Annotated in this window: 16 protein-coding genes, 1 tRNA gene and 1 pseudogene; 11 read left to right on the forward strand and 7 right to left on the reverse strand. The window is 48.2% G+C overall.

What is annotated here, in order from left to right:
• Positions 1-15: 15 nt before the first annotated feature.
• Positions 16-831, reverse strand: a complete 816-nt coding sequence (gene cysE, locus PRUTH_RS09265; RefSeq protein WP_151173130.1) for a serine O-acetyltransferase — start codon at positions 829-831, stop codon at positions 16-18.
• 190 nt (positions 832-1021) lie between these two features.
• Between cysE and PRUTH_RS09270 the strand changes: the two genes are divergently transcribed.
• The gene (locus tag PRUTH_RS09270) at positions 1022-1342 is read left to right on the forward strand and encodes an Mpo1-like protein (protein ID WP_045979544.1); all 321 of its coding nucleotides are present in this window, start codon (positions 1022-1024) and stop codon (positions 1340-1342) included.
• Between the two features lie 35 nt (positions 1343-1377).
• Here the strand turns inward: PRUTH_RS09270 and PRUTH_RS09275 are convergent, their stop codons facing one another.
• Both PRUTH_RS09275 and PRUTH_RS09280 read right to left on the reverse strand, forming a co-directional pair.
• On the reverse strand, positions 1378-1626 hold the full coding sequence (locus PRUTH_RS09275; protein WP_045979545.1) for a hypothetical protein: 249 nt from the start codon (positions 1624-1626) through the stop codon (positions 1378-1380).
• A gap of 15 nt (positions 1627-1641) precedes the next feature.
• Complete coding sequence (locus tag PRUTH_RS09280; protein ID WP_045979546.1) at positions 1642-2175, reverse strand: hypothetical protein; 534 nt, start codon at positions 2173-2175, stop codon at positions 1642-1644.
• A gap of 729 nt (positions 2176-2904) precedes the next feature.
• On the opposite strand from PRUTH_RS09280, the gene PRUTH_RS09290 reads away from it, so the two are divergent.
• The 6 genes and pseudogenes from PRUTH_RS09290 to PRUTH_RS09315 form a co-directional block, all read left to right on the forward strand.
• Positions 2905-3276 (forward strand): hypothetical protein, encoded by a 372-nt coding sequence (locus tag PRUTH_RS09290; RefSeq protein ID WP_130148473.1) that lies wholly within the window; start codon positions 2905-2907, stop codon positions 3274-3276.
• A gap of 47 nt (positions 3277-3323) precedes the next feature.
• Positions 3324-4619, forward strand: coding sequence for a TolC family protein (locus PRUTH_RS09295; protein WP_130148475.1), 1296 nt, complete (start codon positions 3324-3326; stop codon positions 4617-4619).
• Positions 4612-5793: an efflux RND transporter periplasmic adaptor subunit gene (locus tag PRUTH_RS09300; protein WP_130148477.1), complete on the forward strand. Its 1182-nt coding sequence runs from the start codon at positions 4612-4614 to the stop codon at positions 5791-5793. Before PRUTH_RS09295 ends, PRUTH_RS09300 begins: the two co-directional genes overlap by 8 nt.
• A gap of 13 nt (positions 5794-5806) precedes the next feature.
• Positions 5807-8917 (forward strand): efflux RND transporter permease subunit, encoded by a 3111-nt coding sequence (locus tag PRUTH_RS09305; RefSeq protein WP_151173131.1) that lies wholly within the window; start codon positions 5807-5809, stop codon positions 8915-8917.
• 44 nt (positions 8918-8961) lie between these two features.
• Positions 8962-9831 carry a cation diffusion facilitator family transporter gene (locus PRUTH_RS09310; protein WP_130148481.1) on the forward strand — a complete coding sequence of 290 codons (870 nt, stop codon included), beginning with the start codon at positions 8962-8964 and terminating at the stop codon, positions 9829-9831.
• A gap of 190 nt (positions 9832-10021) precedes the next feature.
• Positions 10022-10546: pseudogene (locus tag PRUTH_RS09315) on the forward strand (helix-turn-helix domain-containing protein); the annotation flags it as partial.
• Positions 10547-10894: 348 nt separating this feature from the next.
• Here PRUTH_RS09315 and PRUTH_RS09320 read toward each other — a convergent pair.
• A tRNA-Leu gene (locus PRUTH_RS09320) sits at positions 10895-10979 on the reverse strand.
• Positions 10980-11168: 189 nt separating this feature from the next.
• Positions 11169-12821, reverse strand: a complete 1653-nt coding sequence (locus tag PRUTH_RS09325) for an acyl-CoA dehydrogenase family protein (RefSeq protein WP_151173132.1) — start codon at positions 12819-12821, stop codon at positions 11169-11171.
• 144 nt (positions 12822-12965) lie between these two features.
• On the opposite strand from PRUTH_RS09325, the gene PRUTH_RS09330 reads away from it, so the two are divergent.
• On the forward strand, positions 12966-13466 hold the full coding sequence (locus PRUTH_RS09330) for an RDD family protein (RefSeq protein ID WP_045979552.1): 501 nt from the start codon (positions 12966-12968) through the stop codon (positions 13464-13466).
• A 16-nt stretch (positions 13467-13482) separates the two neighbouring features.
• Here PRUTH_RS09330 and lptG read toward each other — a convergent pair whose 3' ends face one another.
• Both lptG and lptF read right to left on the reverse strand, forming a co-directional pair.
• Complete coding sequence (gene lptG, locus PRUTH_RS09335) at positions 13483-14547, reverse strand: LPS export ABC transporter permease LptG (RefSeq protein WP_022946285.1); 1065 nt, start codon at positions 14545-14547, stop codon at positions 13483-13485.
• Positions 14544-15656, reverse strand: a complete 1113-nt coding sequence (gene lptF, locus PRUTH_RS09340) for an LPS export ABC transporter permease LptF (RefSeq protein WP_022946286.1) — start codon at positions 15654-15656, stop codon at positions 14544-14546. Before lptF ends, lptG begins: the two co-directional genes overlap by 4 nt.
• Positions 15657-15899: 243 nt before the next feature.
• Between lptF and pepA the strand changes: the two genes are divergently transcribed.
• From pepA to PRUTH_RS09355, 3 genes are all read left to right on the forward strand, one after another.
• Complete coding sequence (gene pepA, locus PRUTH_RS09345; RefSeq protein WP_045979554.1) at positions 15900-17414, forward strand: leucyl aminopeptidase; 1515 nt, start codon at positions 15900-15902, stop codon at positions 17412-17414.
• A 105-nt stretch (positions 17415-17519) separates the two neighbouring features.
• Positions 17520-17954 (forward strand): DNA polymerase III subunit chi, encoded by a 435-nt coding sequence (locus PRUTH_RS09350; RefSeq protein WP_026111300.1) that lies wholly within the window; start codon positions 17520-17522, stop codon positions 17952-17954.
• Between the two features lie 16 nt (positions 17955-17970).
• Positions 17971-20817, forward strand: a complete 2847-nt coding sequence (locus tag PRUTH_RS09355) for a valine--tRNA ligase (RefSeq protein WP_151173133.1) — start codon at positions 17971-17973, stop codon at positions 20815-20817.
• Positions 20818-20864 lie beyond the last annotated feature (47 nt).

Raw genomic sequence — 20864 nt, forward strand, 5'->3', positions numbered from 1 at the left:
TTCACTCTAGTGCCACTACAACATGGCACTAGTATGCGATTGATTCTCTTGTTCGTCATCTAAAAAGTTTTGATTCATGCTTTCCGCTGGACAAGGACAGTCCGGTTTGCCCACCAATTTAGCGGGAACGCCAACGGCGGTCATATGCGGCGGCACTGAGCTCAATACTACCGAGCCGGCACCAATACGCGCACCCTCACCCACTTCAATATTGCCCAGAACTTTCGCCCCGGCACCAATCAGCACCCCGGCACGAATTTTAGGGTGGCGATCGCCAGACTCGTTACCTGTACCGCCTAAAGTGACCGACTGCAAAATAGACACATTGTCTTCAATCACCGCTGTCTCACCAATAACAATGCCTGTCGCATGGTCAAACATGATGCCGTGACCAACACGGCACGCGGGGTGAATGTCAACACCAAACACCTCTGAGCAGCGGCTTTGTATAAAACGAGCCAGCTCAATGCGCCCTTGACGCCACAAGCAATGAGCCAACCTGTGCGCTTGAATGGCGTGAAAGCCTTTAAGGTTTAAGATCACCGTTAAATAAGTATCCACCGCCGGGTCACGATCGCGAACGGCTTTAATATCGTTTGCTACATGAGTCAGCATGGTATCGCAGCCCACAAACGCTTGGTCAAATAGCTCGCGAATGGTAAACGCTGACACCACCGCATCGGCGAGTTTGTTGGCCACGATAAAGCTTAGCGCCGAGCCAAGGCATTCATGATTAAGCACACACGAGTATACGTGCGAGGCCAATAATGGCTCTTTAGTTACAACTTGATTTGCTTCTTCTCTGAGCTGCTGCCAGATTTCATGACGCATGGGCATATCCACCAACTTACGAACAACGGACTTGTAATAGACTAAGTGTAACGGATCTGCCCACTATCACGCCATCCCGGGGGCAATTTAGGGTCGTTATCAGATATAACTAAAACAACTAAGGAAAGAACTGTTGTCCTTAATGCAAAAATAAAGCTAGGCTAAAGTCATAGCCGCATTGGAGAAGAATATGCCCCAAGCAATTGATAAAAAGAACTTTAATAGCTTTAAAACGTTTTACCCTTATTACTTACAAGAGCACGAAAACCCTGTGTGCCGACGTTTACATTTTATCGGCAGTTTAGTGGTGCTGGCGATATTAGGCTTTGCTGTGTTCAGCGGCAGCTACATTTGGTTGTGGGCGATGCCTGTGGCCGGTTACGGCTTTGCATGGGTGGGTCATTTCTTTTTCGAGAAAAATCGCCCTGCTACCTTTCGCCATCCAGTTTACAGCTTGATTGGCGACTGGGTCATGTTTAAGGATATGCTCATTGGCAAAGTACCTTGGTAGCCCCAAGCTTTGCCACTGAGCGCTCTAATAGGAGGCTATACCCCCACACCAAGGGTTTTTAACAACGCCAACACACTTTTAGCATTATCTGCTAATACCAACTGCTTATCATGCTCTGAAGTGGCCTGATGCACAGCCGCAATCATCTCATGCAGCTCTTTTAGTTCATCATCACTAAAGGCACTACGAAGTTGTGGCTTCGACATGGGTAAGGAATTGCTTAAATCAGCGGCAATCTGGGCGATATCGTCGGCGAACTCGCCTCTTAAATCGTTTAGGCTCATTATTCTATCCTGTTATTAAAGGCCTGCGCTTTGTAATGATTTATCAATAAAGGTGCTAATTGTTGGCGGGATCGGCAGCAAATCACCCACCTCCTTTATGGCGCTTTGCTGCAAACTCAATACCGAATTAGCGCTAATAAGTAACTCGGTGATACTTTCATTCGCTTCAAGGGTTGCTTGCACATTGCCATGAATAGTGCGACGCATCCTATCGGCTTCATCGTTAATGCTGCCTCGCACTTGCGTGCGGATAAGGGCCGCCAAACCAGCCACATCTTCACGTTGCTGTGAGTTGAGATTATCATTATCAGCCAGCTGTCGTTTGCCACGGTAATTTTGCTCTGCTTTGGCATACACCTTATGCCAGCGCTCATCAAGCATCGCATAAGCAGAGTGCTCCCACGCATCCACCATGGCCAAACCATTATCCCCAATCGCGGCGATGCCTTTCGAGACTTGCTGATTTGCGGTAATCGCCTGTTGTGGAACGCTAGTACAGCCACCGAGAATGACCGTCGCCAATACCACCGCACTAAACACCCGAGTCATTGTTATTGCTTCCTTTTTTATTATTTGTCCCGCTAATAGAGTAACTTAGTTCGGATGAATTGCCACCTTTAATCACCCTATTTGAGTTAAGTGCACCACTGTGTAGCAGTGCTTATTGCGGCGCTGAGAGTATGTTTTCTATAATTTTTAACTGCCCGAAATCGACACGATAAAACAATAATAGTGAGTCAGCCTATAAGACAATCTGGATAGACTAAAAGCAATTTGGTTTCAGATGGTTGGGAATCTTTTTGGTGTGTACCAAACCATGTACCACTGGTACACGGATTTATATGAAGATGTTCGGGATTTTTGCAAACCGCTTGAAAGATCAAGCGGTTACTAAAATTGGCGAGTCAACCGCTAAGTAAACTGAGCCGTCCAATGGGGTAACAATAAAAAAGTCACCCTCTGCGCTCTCAATATAGAGGGCTTCTCACTTCATGAGGCCTTTGTTTTACTGCATGCGTGTATATCTGCGTTATGTGCACTGATGCGTGCCCCAGTAATCCTTAAATAGTTCGAATACCGTTTCCAGCGAGTAAAAGCTAAGTCACAAATGTATGACTAAAAGTTTGGCAACCACAGTGTTTACTGAACGCACTTGTTTGTGCATACTAGCTTGTTGTAATGTCCACAAGTCCACAAAATTCAATATGACTTGCGCCTTCTCTTGATCTCCGGCGCTAAAGCTAATAGGTTAATGCAGGCAATAGAACGAGGAACGCGATGAAATCGCATCAAAACAACAGAGCTAACAGCAAGGTGGTGATTACCGCCCTGATGCTGTTTGCACAGTTGTTTTTGTTTGCCTCAGATGCGTTTGCTTTTGATAACTTCTTCGAAAACGCTTCAGAGTCACACCATGAACTGTGTGTTCAGGACTCCAGTGTATGTCAGCCAGATAATAATTCTGCAGACGAAGCTGGCGCAGACAACTGTGACCACTGCTGTTCCTGTCACGGGCATTTTACGCATATCGTATTATTCAAAAATACTGATAGCCATTTAGGAAAATTTGGCGAGATGGCACTAGCTGCGTATCGTCCTTTCCCTCCGTCTCATTTACAATCCGGTATCGACCGTCCTCCTAGAGCCTAAATCCTAGTCATTTTTTACCTATTTAGTTACTGACCAGGATTTACAATATGAACTCTTTTTTTTCGCATGCGCGCAAGCGTGTGTTCACTGTGGTCGTGAATAGTGTGTTGCTATTCATATCAACCACTGCAATGAGCAAAACAATAACGCTCGAACAAGCGGCACGCCTGACGTTGCAGCAACATCCGGAGTTACAGCGATATCAGTCGCTGCTCACTGCTACAGAGGCAGATAGAACGCTGGCTAATCTCACTCCGGCTTATCACGTTGGCGTTGAAGCAGAAAACCTGCTCGGTTCAGGAGATGCATCAGGCATTAGTGATGCTGAACTGACAGTTTCACTTTCCTCTGTCTTTGAGATGGGAGGGAAGCGAAATGCAAGGGTATCTTTGGCAGATGCCAATTTATCCCTGTTACAGTCAGAACGCTATGTTACTTCGCTCAAACTGTTAAGCGAACTGACCCGGCACTATGTAAAAACACTCGCAGCAAAAGAACGGCTGACATTGGCACAAACGTCTGTTTCTCTCGCTGATGAAGCCTTATCTATTGTGAAACAGCGCGTTGAGAAAGGCGCAACCAATAAAGCGGAATTTCTGCGCGCCAGAGCCGCTCTCAATCAGGCCAAAGTCGACAAAGCATCCGCTGAAACGGCTCTGGTTATTGCCAAACAGTCACTTGTACTATTTTGGCAGGGAGATGCTGAGACAATCGATAAAGTATCGGGTTCACTCAGTACCCTTCCCGCAAAACGGCAGTATTCAGCTGTTTATCAACAGTTTCTTGAATCAGCAAATGTGGAACGACTCACCCAAGCTATCAATGTGAAAGAGGCTGAACAAAAGCTGGTAGAAAGTAATGCCAGTGCTGATATCTCATGGCGTATTGGTGTGCGGCGCTCTCAGGCGGTTCAGGATACGTCTGTTGTTGCTGCTGTATCCATACCGCTTTTCGCTGAACAAAGAAACCAAGGTGCTTCTCGGGCTGCCTTGGCGAAGAAAGAAGCCGCGGTAATTGCCAGAGACACTCAGATACTGGAGATAAAAGCACTACTGTTTAAAGCGCAGCAATACCTCAATTTCTCCATTGATGCTGTAAAGCATATCAACGATACCGTGTTGCCCGACCTTGAAGCAGCTACCACACTTGTGCTCGAAGGTTACCAGCGAGGGGCATACAGCTACCAGGACTGGATTGCATCCAGAGATGCGTTGATACGCGCACGTGCAAAGGTCATCGAATTGAGCGAAAGCGCGTTAGTGAACCAGTCACTCATTGAGCAGTGGACCGGACTATCCGGTCAGGCTTCATCTACTAAAAAATTCCGGACAACCCATGAATAAACTATTTTTTATCATCTTACTACTACTGTGTCTTACAGATGCCAATGCCGCAGCAAGTGGCGAACACTCCCATGCGGCTGAATCGAAAACATTTACCAATAGCAGCGTATCGTTGACATTACGCATTCAGGATACGAAAGAGGGAGCATATCTACTTGCCGAAAGAGTTGATAGCTCACAGCCGCTGCCGCCTGACGCACTTAACGTCACACTCAATCGGATGGGAGGACGTCAGGACAAGATCCATTTTGAAAGCTATGAAAATGGGCTCAGATCCACAAGTTTTATCGCTGAGCCGCACTCATTTGTCGCCAATATTACACTGTTACTGGGTGAAAATAGCTTTTCGTGGGATTGGAAAAAGCACGAAGCCCGAACTGAAATAGATGATGCGTATTCCAGCCAGACTGGCGTAACCACAAACGTCGCTACAGGCGGTGAAATAAAAAAGCACACCGAGGTTTATGGTCAGCTGACTATACCGCCACAACAGCGTGCCGAGGTTCATGCCCGGTTTACGGGAATTGTAGAACAGCTCTTTACTGATATTGGGCAGACCGTGAAAGCCGGCGAGACAATGGCGCAGGTGCAGTCGAATGACAGCCTCCAGTCTTTCGATGTGAAAGCCCCAATCAATGGCATTGTGGTATCGCGCAACCTGAATATTGGAGAGCTTACCCGCACAACACCACTTTTTACGATTGTTGATACCTCAGTGCTTTGGGCGGAATTAAAGGTGTTTCCATCTCAGCGCAGTCAGATTGCTGAAGGTAAATCTGTTCACATTATCGCAAATGGTCGTCAACTCGAGAGCACAATTACCAGCATTATTCCTTCTCACGAAGGGCAACCCTACCAGCTAGCACTGGTAAAAGTGGTGAACAAGGATGGTCTGCTCTCTCCCGGCGATTTAGTTACAGGCATTGTCGACTCACAACAAAAAACGGTGCCGGTAAAAATCGAAAATCGCGCCATTCAAACCCTGAACAATAGGCCCGTTGTGTTCCTGAAAGAAGGCAATGCCTATCAGGCAACACCTGTAATCTTAGGATTGCAGGACGACAACTTTTCCGAAGTCGTCGCAGGGCTATCCGCCGGACAAACGTATGTTGTCGACAACAGCTACTTAATCAAAGCGGATATACAAAAATCCGGCGCATCGCACGCGCACTAATAGGGAGAGACAAATGATAGATAATATTGTTCGCCTCTCAGTCGAGCGGCGTTACCTGCTGTTAACCCTGGTGCTTGTCATCATAGGCATTGGCATATGGAGTTATCAGCGGCTACCGATAGATGCGGTGCCGGACATTACTAATGTTCAGGTTCAGATAAACACGGAAGCACCAGATTATTCGCCACTTGAAGCCGAACAGCGGATCACCTTTCCGGTTGAAACTGCGTTGTATGGTCTACCCAATTTGTCCTATACGCGGTCAATTTCACGTTACGGACTTTCTCAGATCACCGTGGTATTTGAAGAAGGAACTGACATTTACTTTGCGCGGAACCTTATCGATGAGCGGTTGGCAACGCTGAAAAGCGTTCTGCCACCCGGACTGGAACCTGAGATGGGACCGATTGCAACAGGACTGGGTGAAATCTTCGTTTACACGCTGGAAGCGAAAGACGGCGCCCAAATGCCGGACGGCTCGCCCGTTACGCCTATGGCACTTCGTGAAGTTCAGGACTGGATAATCAAACCACAACTGGCTCAGGTTAAGGGCGTGGTGGAAGTGAACACCATTGGGGGGTACGACAAGCAATATCACGTCATGCCTTATCCAGCGAAGATGCTGGAAATGGGTGTGACTATGGCAGATATCCGCAAAGCGTTGGTAAGCAACAATGACAATGCTGGAGCCGGGTATATAGAGAACAATGGCGAACAATTGTTAGTTCGCTCACCGGGCCAGTTAAAAGCAATTGAGGATATCAGGAACGTTGTTGTCGGACGTAAAGGTTCCGTGCCTGTTTTAGTCAAAGATGTCGCCGAAGTGGGACTGGGCAAAGAGCTGCGCACAGGGGCAGCAACCCGAAACGGCAAAGAAACCGTGATGGGCACCGTGATGATGTTGGTGGGAGAAAACTCGCGTGAAGTTGCAGCATTCACCAATGATAAATTTCAGCAAATACAAACGTCATTGCCACAATGGGTTCAGGCTGAGGTGGTATATAACCGCACCACGCTGGTAGACAAAGCCATCCAGACGGTACAAAAAAACCTGCTGGAAGGCGCACTGCTGGTTATCGTTATTCTGTTTTTACTGTTAGGAAACATCCGTGCCGCCCTCATTACGGCGGCTGTTATCCCAATCGCGATGATGATGACTATTACCGGCATGGTTCAGCGGGGTGTCTCTGCCAACCTGATGAGTCTCGGGGCGCTGGACTTTGGTCTGATTGTGGACGGCGCTGTCATCATTGTGGAGAACTGTATCCGCAGGCTCTCAGAAGCGCAAAAACAGCAAGGTGGCACACTGGCGCTTAAGGCACGCTTGCAGGAAGTCAAAGACGCCACTATTGAAGTTATCCGCCCCAGCTTGTTTGGCGTGGGTATCATCACCGCAGTGTACTTTCCTATATTTACCCTTTCTGGCGTAGAAGGGAAAATGTTTCACCCCATGGCAACAACTGTGGTAATCGCATTGCTTTGTGCGATGGTGTTATCACTCACTGTTGTGCCTGCTGCGATCGCGGTATTTATGCGCGGAAAAATCAGCGAAAAGGAGAGCATCATTATCCGCGGCGCGAAAGCCATTTATCGACCAGCACTTGAGTGGGTGCTTAAGTTCAAGTCGCTTATTTTGACAGGCGCGTTGGCTCTGGTTGTTGGTTGCTCATGGCTTGCCTCTACATTAGGCTCTGAGTTTATACCACAGCTTGATGAGGGTGATATCGCGCTGCATGCATTACGTATTACAGGCACGGGATTAGAGCAGTCTGTTGAAATGCAGGAGCTCCTCGAAAAAACCATCACCGACTTTGAAGAAGTTGACAAAGTATACGCCAAAGTGGGGACGCCAGAGGTAGCCACAGACCCTATGCCACCGAATGTCGCCGACACCTTTGTCATGCTCAAGCCACGCTCTGAGTGGCCCACCCCGGATAAGCCTAAATCACAGCTCATTGAAGAGCTTGAGAAAGCAGTCACTGCAATACCGGGCAATAACTACGAGTTTACGCAGCCTATCCAGATGCGCTTTAACGAGTTAATTTCCGGTGTCAGAGCCGATGTTGCGATTAAAGTATTTGGTGATGACCTGGATACATTACTGGCATCAGCAAATTCAGTTGCATCACTGACGAAAGGCTTACCTGGCGCAGCGGATACCCGCGTTGAACAGGTAGACGGTCTGCCTATGCTATCGGTCATTCCCAAACGTGAAGTGATGGCGCGCTATGGCCTAAATATAGACGACATCCAATCTCTGGTTTCGACCAGTATTGGTGGTCAGCAAACAGGCTTGATCTATGAAGGTGATCGGCGCTTTAAACTGGTAATTCGCCTTCCGGAGCAACTACGACGCAACGTTCAAAAACTAAAGGTACTGCCAGTCCCGACACCCGATGGATATGTGCCTCTACAGGAGGTGGCCACATTAGAAGTCAAACCCGCGCCAGCACAAATCAGTCGGGAAAATGGCAAACGCCGCGTGGTCGTTACAACCAACGTTCGCGGGCGCGATCTCGGTAGTTTTGTCGCAGAGTTGCAGGCTACGTTGAATGAAGACTTGAAACTACAAGATGGCTACTGGCTGGAATATGGCGGAACGTTCGAACAGTTGGAATCGGCAAGTAAGAGGCTGTCCTGGGTGGTACCGGTAACGCTGGCACTCATCGTCGGCATTCTTATTCTTGCATTTAGTTCTGTGAAGGATGCTTTAATCATCTTCACCGGTGTGCCGCTGGCACTGACTGGGGGCGTACTTGCACTGTGGATTCGGGGTATGCCGCTGTCTATTTCTGCCGGTGTAGGATTTATCGCATTGTCAGGCGTTGCCGTATTAAATGGTTTAGTCATGCTCGCCTTTATCAGGCAGTTGTGGTTTGAAAAAGGCGATCTGTACACCGCTATCATTGAGGGGGCAATAGTCAGGCTTCGTCCCGTTTTGATGACTGCCCTGGTAGCAAGTCTTGGCTTTGTGCCCATGGCACTGAACACAGGCACCGGTGCTGAAGTTCAACGCCCGCTCGCGACGGTAGTTATCGGCGGCATTATCTCATCGACTTTACTTACACTGTTCGTGCTCCCAAGCTTATACCAATTGGTGCACAGGAAAGCGGATAAACAGTAAAACAACAATGCCCTGGATAAAACCGGGGCACGACAGGAGTATGTATGGGGCACTCACATTCCCATAGCTCAGAAAAAATTGGCTGGGCTTTTTTCCTTAACTTTGGCTTCACTATCATCGAGTTCATTGGAGGATGGTTAACAAACAGTACCGCTATTATGGCGGATGCCGTGCATGACTTAGGTGACACATTGTCAATTGGCAGTGCGTGGCTTCTGAATAAACTAGGCACTAAAAGCGCGACCAAAGAGTTTACCTATGGCTATCGGCGGCTGAGTTTACTTGGGGCGCTGATAAACGGCATTGTTTTAATCGTTGGTTCTGTCTGGATCCTTTATGAAGCAGTGCCACGGCTGAGTAATCCAGAAATGCCAGAAACAGAAGGCATGATTGCACTGGCTATTCTTGGCGTACTGGTCAATGGCTTCGCCGCTTATAAATTACATAGTGGTAAATCGTTGAATGAAAAAGTTCTGAACTGGCATTTACTCGAAGACGTTTTAGGTTGGGTAGCGGTACTCATTGTCGCTATTGTTATGCAGTTCAAAGATTGGCCCGTTCTGGATCCAGTTCTTTCCATCGGATTTACGCTATTCATTCTGTTCAACGTTATCCGAAACCTCATCAGCACCATGAAGCTATTTTTTCAGGCGTCACCAGACAACACTCTTTTACAAAAGGTAACTGATAAACTACTTGAACTTGATGCTGTGAGCGACCTGCATCACCTGCATATCTGGTCACTAGATGGTGAGCACCATGTCGCGACAGTTCATGTCGTTAGTCGGTTTGAGTCGAAAGCTGAATACCTCGAACTTAAAGAAAATGTATCCAACGCGCTGCAAGAGTTTGAGTTATCACATACTACTATTGAAATTGAGCTAACTAGCGAAGAATGTCGGGATGCTGATTAATACAAATTTAGTATTTAAAAAATGGGCGGTGTAGCCGATATGAAACGACTTTTTACTTCAGTAATGGTCCCCCCCATTTTAATTGAATTAGTTCCGAACAGATCTGACAAAGCTTCTTGAAAAGTTGAGAGTTACCCGTTTCGATAAAGGTGCTGAATCTTTAATCAAAACAAACAAAGAGGTAACTCTCATGCTTCATACTAACAACCCAATCATTAAACACAAAGCTGGATTACTCAATCTGGCTGAAGAACTTGGCAATGTGTCAAAGGCCTGCAAAGTAATGGGTGTTTCGCGAGACACGTTTTATCGATATCAAGAATTGGTCGAAGGTGGCGGCATTGATGCGCTGATTGATAAATCACGCAGAGCGCCAAACTTAAAGAACCGTGTCGATGAAGAAACTGAAAATGCTGTCACAGAGTACGCGGTTGAATACCCCGCTCACGGTCAGGTTAGAACCAGTAACGAGTTGCGCAAACAAGGCGTGTTCGTTTCTGCCAGTGGTGTTCGTTCAATTTGGCTGCGTCACGATTTGGAAAACTTCAAAAGACGCCTGAAAGCATTGGAAGCAAAAGTCGCCCAAGAAGGCATTATCCTTACGGATGCTCAGGTTGCGGCACTCGAAAAGAAAAAGAACGATGATGAGGCTTGTGATGAAATTGAAACGATGCACCCAGGTCATCTTGGTTCGCAAGACACATTCTATGTTGGTCGAAAATCACGGCTTCAGCTAATCCGCTAGCAATCAACGCATTATCATTTTCAGTTTTTGAAAATGGATAGTGAAATGCTACTGGTTAGCTCATCAGTGTTCATTTTAAGTGTACCCAAAACATTCGTTTAGTTTTTACCTAATACTGTCTGTTTAAACTCTTTATGGGTTTATGATGGACATGATAAATGTGGTTTAAAAACTTATAGCGAACATGCCTTCCAAAGCACGTGGAGTTAAAGAAGCTCTAATAATGGAAATGCGCTAGATTTATACAGGAGTTATCAATGTAATTTTCAAATTTCAGGCATAAAAAAACCCTAGCCAATCGGCTAGGGTTATCAAAAGTGGTACCAGTGGGCGGACTTGAACCGCCACGCCCGAAGGCAACGGATTTTGAATCCGTCATGTCTACCAATTCCATCACACTGGCATCTTTTTTCTTTGACCTTCTCAACGAGAAGATAAAGAAAAACCACTTCAGAGCAAAGGCTTTGTTTATCTGCCTTCATCTCTATGCCGTGCATTATACAAAGAATGAAAAGCGCGGCAAGCGTTTTATGTTATTAATGTGTCAACTGCTGAATAAACAACCAAGCATGAGCATGGATGTTTAACAATATCAGCACTTAGGCATAAAGCGTTTAATAATTGCCTGCATATCAATATTTTCATTGAGTGTGCCATATTGATGGTGGCTTTGTGGCGCTAAACGCGAGCGCACAAAGGCATCGGCAATTAAGGGGTCGCCGTAAATAAGCAAGGTTGCACCCTGCCACAGTAGGGCCAAGCTCTCCATGATTTGCCGCGCGTGTATTTCAATCGCCGCTTTATCACCAAGCTGGGCCTGTAACTGTTCTAACCGTTCATCGAACTGCACATACTGGCCCTTTGCCTGCTCTAATTCCCGCAGTAAGGCCTTTAGCGTATCCGGCTCTTTATTCAGCACCCGCAATAAGTCTAAACACTGCACATTACCCGAGCCCTCCCAAATGGCGTTCACCGGGGCCTCTTTATATAAACGGCTGAGCACATTGTCGTTTACATACCCCACCCCACCAACACACTCCATGGCCTCATAGGTATGTTGTACGGCGCGTTTACAAATCCAATACTTACCGATAGCGGTGGCGCTGCGTACTAACGCTCGATGGTGGTGATCATCTTGGTTATCTAATGCATTGGCGATACGCATAGAGATAGCCAAAGCAGCCTCGGCCTCAATGGCTAAATCGGCTAATACGTTGCGCATAAGCGGCTGCTGGTGCAGACCTTTGCCAAAGGCTTGGCGTTCATGGGTATGCCAAATCGCTTCTTTCGCTGCTTGCGCCATTAGTGCCGAAGAGCCCAGCATGCAGTCGTAGCGCGTTAAAGCCACCATTTGAATGATGGTGGCGATGCCGCGCCCGGGCTCACCCAATAACCACCCATGGGCGCCGCGAAATTCCACCTCGGAGCTGGCGTTAGATTGATTTCCTAATTTATTTTTAAGGCGCTGGATATGCATTGGGTTCTTGCTGCCATCCTCGCGCCAACGGGGAACTAAAAAGCATGAAAGCTGTTGCTCTACCTGGGCTAACACCAAAAAGCCATCGCACATCGGCGCCGAGCAAAACCACTTATGACCCACAATCTCATATAGTTTCCCCGGCCCGCTCGCAGCTACAGGGGTGGCATAGGTGGTATTTGCTCGCACATCACTGCCACCTTGTTTTTCGGTCATTGCCATCCCTATGGTCACGCCTTGCTTTTCATACCAAGGCTTATTGCTTTCATCATAGTGACGAGACAGAATCTTGGGCAGCCACCGATCGGCCACCTCTTTTTGTACCGCGATTGCCGGAACGCTGGCGAAAGTCATGGTTAACGGGCAGCCCGAGCCTGGGTCGGCGTGGCTGTGTAAAAAAGCCAGTGCCCCCCGCACCACATGCGACCCGCTTTTGCTTTCCAACCAAGGTAGTGCGCAGTGACCACTTTGCACTGCATGACGCATCAGTTGATGATAAGCCGGGTGGTAATCGACTTGATCAATGCGCTCACCAAAACGGTTATGACTAACAAATTCGGGAAGGTGCTTATTAGCGAGGAAGCCGGCCTCTAATAGTGACCCACCTATGCCTTCACCAAAGTTGCAAAGCATGGGCGCGCCCCAACTGCCACCGAATCGCGTTAGCCAGTATTGCAACACCTCGTCGGCGCTAAAGGCATTGTAATTCGCTAATGGCTTGGGTTGATTAAATACCGAGTGTGTATCTGCTAGGCTGTTGTTATTCATTTATTTTTCTCACAGTGCGGCAGTGGAGTTATGTCACTGACTATAGCAGGTCTGACCACCTTGTCGAGCGAGCACTAAGAGCGTCGCCTTTGTGCAGGGGGTTTGCTACACTGTCGCCGATTTTATCGCTTAGGAAATGTTTTCATGTCTGCTGATTATGCACGCACTGGGTTTGCCCGACGTATCGCCTCATTAATTTATGATGGCCTTGTGGTTATCGCATTTGCCATGCTAACCACGGTGGTGTACTTACTTGTTGTACAAGGCGCTATCTCGCTAGGTTGGTTAAGCTTAGGTGAGGCGGAAGATGTGGCAGCGTTGATTCAACAAAATACCCTTCTCTATGTGCTCCGTGATGTGCTTTTAGTCTTAGTAAGCCTAAGCTTTTTTGGCTACTTCTGGAGTAAGAGTGGGCAAACAATCGGTATGCGCGCATGGCGTATGCAAGTGCGTCGGCTCGATGGCAGCCTTCCAGGCTTTTGGCAAAGTGCATGGCGCAGCCTGTGCGCGTTACTTGGCTTAGGCAATATCCTAGTTTTGGTTGATATAAAGAACAAACGCGCCCTGCAGGACTACTTATCGGGCTGTGAAGTGGTTACCTTAAGCAAAGAAGACAACAAGAAAATTTACCAAGCTCTAGATTAAGCACAGCAAGCGGCGTTTAATTGCGCCGCTTCAGTAGATAGCTTGAGAAGATAATAAACAACATGCTCGGTAGCACCGCCCCCACAAACGCGGGGATCTGATACACCGTCACGATAGGGCCGAAGATACGGTCGGTCAGGTGGAAAGCAATACCTGTGACCACCCCCATCACAATACGCGCGCCCATGGTTACGGTGCGCAGCGGCCCAAAAATAAATGACAGCGCAACAAGCAGCATCACTGCCAAAGACACGGGCTGCATAATCTTGCGCCACAATGCCAACTCGTAAGCGGTGGTGTCTTGGTCGTTGTGCTGCAAATACTGCAAGTAAGACCACAGCCCTTTGAATGACAAGGTTTCAGGCTTCACCGATACCACTCCTAATTTTTCAGCGGTGAGCTGTGAGTCGTAAAATTGTTCTTCGGCGAAGCTTTCTCTAATTTGTGCCGCATCAACATGTAACTCTTTGACTTTACGCAGCATCCAGCCACCTTCGCGATAAAGCGCTCGATCAGCAAAGGTGATCTTTTCCAGCTCTAAGTCTTTATCAAAGTGATACATACGCACGCCATTGAGTTGCCCTTGTTGGTCAACATCCTCAATGTTGACGAAAACATCACCATCTTTGGCCCACACGCCTTGCTTGGCGCTGTATACATCACCGCCGTATATCGCATGCGAACGCAGTTGTTTAGCGGTTTGCTCGGCCTTGGGGACGCCCCATTCGGCCATGGCCATCATCAACAAGGCTAATACCACCGCCGTTTTCATCACCGAGGCAATGACCTGTAAGCGTGACATGCCCGCCGCTTGCATCACGACCAACTCGCTGTTTGAGGCCAAAGCCCCAAGCCCTGTGAGTCCGCCTATCAACGCCGCCATAGGGAAAAAGACCACCACATCGCCAGGTACGGTATACAAGGTATATAACAGCGCATCCATAATGTCGTAGCTGCCACGACCCACTGATTTAAGCTGCTCAATAAATTTAATGAGGGTACTGATCCCCACCAAAACCAATAGGGCGAACCCCGTGGTTTGCATAATGCTGCGCCCTAAATACCAATCGAGTGTTTTCATACTGCGGCCTCTCGTTTAGTTAGGATAGAGCGCAGCCACACTCCGAGCGGTCGCCCTTTGATAATAAGAAATGCACCAATAAACAGCGCACTAAGATGCACCCACCATAGGCCAATCGAGGGCGGAATTTTGCCATCTTCCAAGGCAAACTTAGCGGCATTCAATAAAATAAAATACCCTAGGTACAGGCTGATCGCCGGCACTAGCTTGGCAAATTTACCTTGGCGCGGGTTCACCACGCTCAAAGGTACGGCGATAAGCGTTAATAACGGAATAGACAACGGAATGGCTAAGCGCCATTGAAACTGCGAGATAGCCTCATTGCTATCTTGCTCTAACAACTTGGCGGTGGGCACGGCTTCCAGCTTGCGACGCTGGTGTTCAATGGCTTGCTCGCGGATTTGCACCTGATAGCTATCAAACTCGGTATGTTGCATGTTCAATGCGCGGGCCTGGGTTTCGTAGCGCTGCCCCTGACGCAGGATCAATTGTTGTTCACCGTTGTCTCGCTCGATTACCTGCCCTTGCTCAGCATACACGACCTGAGACTGTTGCTGGCCTTCACCCCGAGGCAACTGCGCCACAAACACCTTATTTAAAACGCGCCCGCCATCGTCCATATCATGAATAAAGACCACCGCCTTTTCATTCCCTGTTTCCTGAAAGCGCCCGGCACGCAAGGCAGAAAGACCGGCATCGGCTTGTGCCCGCTCCTTTAACTGGTATTCCTTTTCACTGGCCCAAGGTGCCAAATACAAGGTCATGGCACCGGCTAAAATCGCCAAAGCGGTGCTTGAGATTAAGGTAATACGCACCACATACCATTCACTGACGCCACAGGCTTTAAGGACCGTCATTTCGCTGTCAGCATACACGCGGCTGTAAGCGAGGATAATACCTAAAAAGATACTTAGCGGCAGAATCAACGAGGCTAATTGCGGCAGCTTTAGTGCCACCATAGAAAGCACTAATTTTGCAGGAATACTGCCCTCAGATGCATCGCCTAGAATCACGACGAATTTTTGGCTGATAAAAATGGTCATTAAGGTCAAGAAAACAGCAACCTGAGACTTGAAAACTTCAGCGGTTAAGTATCGAAAAATCAGCAATGTCCGCCCCTAAAAACGTCGTGTTTCACTGGCATAGTAGGAAAATTTGAGTAAACTAGTTGTTTTAGTCACTTTATTATATGTCAAGCGCATTAAATATCATACCTAAGGCATGTAATTGTCTACACTTTAGTTAGTGGATTGATAAATGCGTAAATAGTTCACGACAATAGTAAGTAGGTGAACAGCGCCTTGGCTGGCAAACGCCCCAAGGGCTGACTTTTCCTCTAATTAGGAGTCACAATGGAATTTAGCGTAAAAAGTGGTAGCCCAGAGAAGCAACGCAGCGCTTGTATTGTAGTAGGTGTTTACGAGCCACGCCGCTTATCCCCTATCGGCGAGCAACTGGATCAAATCAGTGAAGGCTACATCTCTAACCTTTTACGTCGCGGCGACTTAGAAGGTAAGCCGGGGCAAACGCTATTATTACACCATGTACCGAATGTGCTAAGTGAGCGCGTACTACTTGTAGGTTGTGGTAAAGAGCGCGAGCTAGACGACAAACAGTATAAGCAAATCATTTCCAAAACCATTAATACCCTGAACGAGACTGGGGCCATGGAAGCGGTGTGCTTTTTAACAGAGCAGCATGTGAAAAGCCGCGATACGTATTGGAAAGTACGCCAAGCTGTTGAGACTACACAAGATTGCTTATACACCTTTAACCAGCTAAAAAGTAAAAAAAGCGATCCACGCCGACCACTGCGGAAAATTGTTTTCAACGTACCAACGCGCCGCGAATTGCCGATTGGCGAAAGTGCCATTGAGCATGGTTTAGCTATCGCTTCAGGAGCCAAGCTCTGTAAAGACGTCGCCAATATGCCGCCAAATATCTGTAACCCGCGTTACCTAGGTGAGCAAGCAAAAGGCTTAGAAGAAGAGTTCGAGAACGTTACCGTGAACTTGGTCGGCGAGCAAGAAATGGAAGAGCTCGGTATGCACTCTTACCTCGCCGTAGGCCGTGGCAGTGCCAACGAGTCAGTGATGTCGGTGATTCACTACAATGGCGGCGCAGAAGGCGCTGCACCGATAGTGTTGGTAGGCAAAGGCCTGACTTTCGACTCTGGCGGTATTTCAATTAAGCCAGGCGAAGCCATGGACGAGATGAAATACGACATGGGCGGCGCAGCTGGGGTTATCGGCACCATGCGCTCCATTGCCAAAATGCAACTCCCCATTAATGTCATTGGTGTGCTTGCAGGTTGTGAAAACATGCCCAGCTCCAATGCCTATCGCCCGGGTGATATTCTAACTACGATGTCGGGGCAAACCGTCGAAGTCCTTAATACTGACGCCGAGGGACGCTTGGTACTGTGTGATGCCCTCACCTATGTGGAGGCATTCGACCCCGATACCGTGATTGACGTAGCCACCCTTACTGGCGCGTGTATCATTGCCCTGGGTGCTCATGCAACCGGCATGCTCTCTAACCATAATCCTTTGGCACATGACCTTCTTAAAGCCTCTGAGCAAAGTGGCGATCGTGCTTGGCAGCTGCCGCTATGGGATGACTATCATGAGCAGTTAGAAAGCCCGTTTGCTGATTTCACTAACTTAGGCGGTCGCGCTGCAGGCACTATTACCGCTGCCTGCTTCTTATCTAAGTTCACCAAAAAGTATAACTGGGCGCACTTAGATATTGCCGGTACGGCATGGCGCAGCGGCGGCAAAACCAAAGGCGCCACGGGGCGTCCGGTGCCAATGCTAACGCAATATTTGATTAACCGCGCTGGGGTATTGGATAACCCGCAAGATTAATCACTGCGATATCACTTCAAGCCCCTTTTTTAAGGGGCTTATTCATTGATGCAGGGGCGTGATTGTGTCAAAATTGGCGGATTAACGAGCCGCGTAGAGGGCGCAATGCACGCGTTATTTTACCTGCTAGAACATGCCGATGAGCCGGGCAGCGACGTACCGGCTCATTTTGATCTTGGCGCTCGCTTGGCGTGCGAGCAATACCGCCAAGGACAACGGGTATTTATCTTTGTTGATAATCGCGACGATGCTCATCTTGTTGATCAGCACTTATGGGCATTTGACGCCGATAGCTTTGTGCCCCACAACCTCCAAGGTGAAGGGCCTCGCGCCGGTGCCGCTGTGGAGATAGGGCAAACCCCGCCCGTGTCACGACGCAGTGTACTGATCAACTTAGCATCAAGCGTGCCCGATTTCATACGTCGCTTTGATACGGTGTTTGACTTTGTGCCAGCCGATGACACACGCAAACACCAAGCACGAGCAAGATATAAGCAGTTACGCGACTTAGGCGCGCAGCTGGCAACACAAAAAGTTTAAGTTAAGGTTCTGGGCAATGGATAAAACCTATAATCCGCAAGATATTGAACAATCCCTCTATCAGAAGTGGGAAGAGAACGGCTACTTTAAGCCAAGTGGTGAAGGCGACTCATACTCAATTATGATCCCACCACCAAATGTCACCGGCAGCCTACATATGGGCCACGCCTTCCAGGACACCATCATGGATACCTTAATCCGTTTCAAGCGGATGCAAGGGAATAACACATTGTGGCAGGTTGGTACCGACCATGCTGGGATCGCGACACAAATGGTGGTCGAGCGCAAACTCGCCGCCGAGGAAGATAAAACACGCCATGACTTAGGTCGTGATGCCTTTATCGATAAAATCTGGCAATGGAAGAATGAATCTGGCGGCACCATCACCAAGCAGCTGCGTCGTTTAGGCGCCTCGGTGGATTGGGACCGTGAACGCTTCACTATGGATGATGGCCTATCTGAAGCGGTTAAAGAAGTCTTTGTGCGCCTGTATAAAGACGACTTAATTTATCGTGGTAAGCGCCTGGTTAACTGGGATCCAAAACTACACACCGCGATTTCTGACCTTGAAGTTGAAAACAAAGACAAACAAGGGCATATGTGGAATATGCGCTATCCATTGGCCGATGGCGTCAAAACCCAGGATGGCAAAGATTACATCGTCGTCGCCACCACTCGCCCAGAAACCATGCTCGGCGATACTGGTGTGGCCGTGAACCCTGATGACGAGCGTTACCAAAACCTCATTGGCAAAGAAGTCTTGCTGCCTATCGTGAACCGCCGTATTCCTATCGTTGCCGATGAGCATGCCGATATGGAAAAAGGCACCGGCTGTGTGAAAATCACCCCAGCGCATGACTTCAACGATAATGAAGTCGGTAAACGCCACCAGTTGCCGATGATTAACGTATTCAACAAAGATGCGGCGATTCTAAGCGAAGGCGAAACTTTTACCTTTGATGGCAAACCACTGCAGTTAGACGCCCCTATCCCTGAGCGTTTCCACGGCTTAGACCGTTTTGATGCGCGTAAGCAAGTGGTTGCTGAGTTCGAGCAGGCTGGGTTATTAGAAAAGATTGACGATCACAGCTTAACCGTGCCCTACGGCGATCGCTCTGGGGTGGTGATTGAGCCCCTACTTACCGACCAATGGTATGTGCGTGTTGCGCCACTGGCCGAGCCAGCTATCAAAGCCGTTGAAGACGGTGATATTGAGTTCGTACCAAAGCAATACGAAAACATGTACTTTTCTTGGATGCGCGACATTCAAGACTGGTGTATTTCACGCCAGCTATGGTGGGGCCACCGTATTCCAGCGTGGTACGACAACGACGGCAACGTGTATGTTGGACGCGATGAAACAGAAGTACGCCGCGAGCATAACCTCGATGACGATGTTACGCTCAGCCAAGATGACGACGTACTCGATACTTGGTTCTCATCAGCGTTGTGGACCTTCTCAACCCTTGGTTGGCCGAACAACGTTGAAGACTTAAAAGTATTCCATCCGTCTAACGTGTTGGTCACTGGTTTCGACATCATTTTCTTCTGGGTTGCCCGTATGATTATGATGACTCTGCATTTCATCAAAGATGACAATGGCAAGCCTCAGGTACCATTTAAAACCGTGTATGTGACTGGCCTGATTCGCGATGAGAATGGCGATAAAATGTCGAAGTCTAAGGGCAACGTGCTTGACCCACTGGATATGATTGACGGCATCGATTTGGAAAGCCTAGTGACTAAGCGCACCGGCAACATGATGCAGCCACAACTGGCGAAGAAAATCGAAAAGAACACTCGTAAAACCTTCGCTGAGGGCATTGAGCCGCATGGCACCGATGCCCTGCGTTTCACTCTTGCAGCCATGGCGTCAACAGGTCGTGATATCAACTGGGATATGAACCGCCTAGAAGGTTACCGTAACTTCTGTAACAAACTGTGGAACGCTAGCCGTTACGTGCTTATGAACACCGAAGAGCAAGATTGCGGCTTCAACGATGCACAGCGCGAGTACTCACTGGCGGATCGCTGGATTCAAGGGCAGTTCCAACAAACCGTGAAAACCTTCACTGAACACTTGGACAACTACCGTTTTGACCTTGCTGCTAACACGATTTACGAGTTCACCTGGAACCAGTTCTGTGACTGGTACCTCGAGCTAACTAAACCGGTGTTATTTAAAGGCACCGAGACCCAGCAACGCGGTACTCGCCATACCCTGATCACTGTGCTTGAAGGGCTACTGCGTTTGATGCACCCGCTAATGCCATATATCACCGAAACTATTTGGCAGCGTGTGGCTCCGCTTGCAGGTATCAAAGCCGATACCATTATGACCCAAGCGTTCCCTGCGTTTGAGCAAGATAAAGTCGATAGCACCGCGATGGCTGATTTAGAGTGGATGAAACAATTTATTGTCGCCATTCGTAATATTCGCGGTGAAATGGACATTAGCCCAAGCAAACCATTGAACGTGTTGCTTGCTCAGGCTTCTGCCGAGGATACTCGTCGTTTACAAGAAAATCAGACTTTCCTAGCCGCTCTAGCCAAGTTAGAAGATGTGACCGTGCTTGATAACGTCGACGACGCGCCAGCGTGTGCGACCGCCTATGTGGGTCAACTCGAGATCATGATCCCCATGGCCGGGCTGATTGATGTAGACGCTGAGTTAGCACGTATTGCTAAGCAATTGGAAAAAGCTGAAAAAGGTCTGGCTCAAGTTGAGAAAAAGCTCGCTAACGAGAAGTTTGTCAACAATGCGCCTGAAGCCGTACTTGAAAAAGAAAAGTCGAAGCTTGCAGAGTACAGCGAAGCCAAGGCGAAATTGCTCGAGCAAAAAGCAAAAATCGAAAGCCTGTAAAACTATTAGGCAACAATCATAAAAAAAGCCAAGCAGTTGCTTGGCTT

It is taken from the genome of Pseudoalteromonas ruthenica (assembly GCF_008808095.1).
Lineage (GTDB): Bacteria > Pseudomonadota > Gammaproteobacteria > Enterobacterales > Alteromonadaceae > Pseudoalteromonas > Pseudoalteromonas ruthenica.